This window comes from Bartonella sp. AD328YNZD, assembly GCF_042196425.1.
On the sequence record NZ_JBHIQG010000358.1, the window covers coordinates 1 to 2,328 of the forward strand.

General features: G+C 36.6%; 2 protein-coding genes, 1 tRNA gene and 2 pseudogenes. 4 read left to right on the plus strand and 1 reads right to left on the minus strand.

Features of this window, described 5'->3' with window-relative positions; all coding sequences use genetic code 11:
• The 4 genes and pseudogenes from ACFIO3_RS11715 to ACFIO3_RS11730 all read left to right on the plus strand — a co-directional run.
• A pseudogene (locus ACFIO3_RS11715) lies at window positions 1-138 on the plus strand (exonuclease); the annotation flags it as partial.
• 121 nt (window positions 139-259) lie between these two features.
• Complete coding sequence (locus tag ACFIO3_RS11720; RefSeq protein ID WP_375616312.1) at window positions 260-478, plus strand: hypothetical protein; 219 nt, start codon at window positions 260-262, stop codon at window positions 476-478.
• A gap of 8 nt (window positions 479-486) precedes the next feature.
• Entirely contained in the window at window positions 487-1,530 is a 1,044-nt protein-coding gene (locus ACFIO3_RS11725; RefSeq protein WP_375608877.1) for a tyrosine-type recombinase/integrase, read from the plus strand.
• A 245-nt stretch (window positions 1,531-1,775) separates the two neighbouring features.
• Window positions 1,776-1,865: transfer RNA gene (locus tag ACFIO3_RS11730), tRNA-Ser, on the plus strand.
• Between the two features lie 115 nt (window positions 1,866-1,980).
• On the opposite strand, the pseudogene ACFIO3_RS11735 reads toward ACFIO3_RS11730, so the two are convergent.
• Window positions 1,981-2,328 (minus strand): annotated as a pseudogene (locus ACFIO3_RS11735) (helix-turn-helix domain-containing protein); the annotation flags it as partial.

Sequence of the window (2,328 nt, forward strand, 5' to 3'; positions counted from 1 at the left end):
GAATTCTTTCACTTGCGCATGAAAGTCAAGCGTGTTCTCCGTGATGATCAACAAATTGAACAGATCAATCAAGCTGTTCAAGCCTTTTTAGCAGATATAGAACGAGAGATACAACAACTCTCTACAAAAGCTGCTTAACCTTATGGGGGTGCTTTGTTCCCCGCATATCTACGAACACCCCCGCCCTTTCATAACAACTTTTAAGTCATGCGTGATTCACGAAATGGGTGAATTGCGTCTCAATGTAAGGAGAAAAGATATGGCGCCTCGTAAAGCTATCATAACGCAAGCAGACATTGCACGAGCTTTAAGAGAAGCAAAAAAGCAAAAATGCGAACTCATAGAAATCAAACCTACCGGTGAACTGCTTATCTATCTTAAAGCAGATATTCCAATACCAAACTCAACAGCACACCCAGACACACTTTTAGATTTGTCAAAGAATGAATATTACGAAATCGCACTCTCTAAGATGTAAAATTGATCATGCCAAAACCACGCCCCCCTCATCTCGTTAAACAAATTACCCAACATGGCAAAATCGTATGGTATGTACGTATTGGTCATGGAAAACGTATTAGAATACGCGGAACTTATGGAACACAAGAGTTTGTTGACAACTACAAAAGCGCACTTGCCGAATTACAAGGCATAATCCCTCCAAAACCGAAAATCGGCAAACTGATTGAAGGGTCATTTGCATGGCTGCTTAAACAATATTTTAATAGTGTTAATTGGCATAGCTACACTAAAGCTACAAAAAAACAAAAAGAACTCATCCTTATGAAGGTATGTGATACCATAGGAAACATTCCATACCGAGCAATTGAAAAAAAACATATTATAGCTGGTGTTGAACGCCGCAAAGAAATGCCAGCAGCAGCTCAAAATTTTTTGAAAGCACTTAATGGACTTTTTAAATGGGCAATTGAACAAGATCTTTTAGAAAGTAACCCAGCTTTAGGCGTTAAAAAACCCCCTCCCAAAAACAAAAATGGCTTACCCACTTGGATAGAAGAAGACATAGAAAAATATTATCAACATTGGTCTGTCGGTACCCATGAACGTGTTTGGATTGATGTTCTTTTGTATACGGGCTTGCGTCGTGGTGATGCTGTTCGCATTGGTTGGAAAGACGTAAAAGATAATATCATTCATCTCAAAACAGAAAAGAGCCAATTTAAAACAGATGTTTTTCTTCCTATTTTACCAGAACTCGCACAAACCCTTAAAACTGGTCCTATTGGTGACGAAACATTTATTTGTGGTAAAAAAGGTACAAAATTTACCAAGGAAAGCTTTGGACATGCGTTTTTAAAAGCATGTACCAAAGCATGTATCAAAAAATCAGCGCATGGTTTAAGAAAATTAGCAGCAACACGCGCAGCTAACTCTGGTGCAACGGTCTCACAATTGAAAGCACTTTTTGGCTGGACAAATGATGCTATGGCATCTCTTTACACAAAGAGCGCAGATCGTAAAAAGCTCGCAATAGAGGCAATTAAAAAACTTCAAAAAAATGAGGGATAGAGGCAAAAAAATATAATAGAATCAATAATCTTTAAATTCCCTTATATTAGACATAACTATTTTATTTTACTTGCTTTTTATTTGCCAGAAAGAATTACCATATTTAAAAATAAAACGATTAGGTAACACTCTCAAAGAATTAGCTTATGGAGAATTATTTTTATTGAAACTTAAAAAACACTATAGAAAGCGTATTAAAATGATTGACCTTTTACAAGAAGTTTGTCAAAAAGCATATCTAGTTTGGAGGGGTGGCCGAGCGGTTTAAGGCACCGGTCTTGAAAACCGGCGTGCAGGAGACTGTACCGTGGGTTCGAATCCCACCCCCTCCGCCACAGCACTTTTATGGCGCTATAACTTTTTGATTTTATATGACTTTTTTAAAGGTTCGGGATAAATAAATAAAGGTTCGGGAATAGGATTTTTACACTTTCCTTTACAAAATGCATTCTTTTTGCCAGCTTTCTCTAATAATTTTTTTAATAGTTCTAAATCTTCTTGTGAAATAATGTTTATCAGTCTAGAAAACATACCAACAGTTTCACATCTGAAAGTATCAGAAGGCTTTATAATAAAACTTTTGCGACAAGAATCCGACTCTCTTCTCAAAATTTCTGCTACCTCTTGATCTAAAGCATAGAGTTCAATTATCTTTTCCTCCAATCCTACAGGAACAGATTTTTTGCCAATTTCTACAGATGATAAAAATGCTACAGATATATCTAATTTCTTAGCCATATCTAAGAGGCGTTCGGAGTGATCAATGCGAAGTTTCCGTAAAATTTTACCAAAAGATGT

What these genes read in the sequence shown, in the direction of transcription:
- ACFIO3_RS11720 (WP_375616312.1), top strand. Translation starts at nt 260, where the DNA reads ATGGCGCCTCGTAAAGCTATCATAACGCAAGCAGACATTGCACGAGCT.
- ACFIO3_RS11725 (WP_375608877.1), top strand. Translation starts at nt 487, where the DNA reads ATGCCAAAACCACGCCCCCCTCATCTCGTTAAACAAATTACCCAACAT.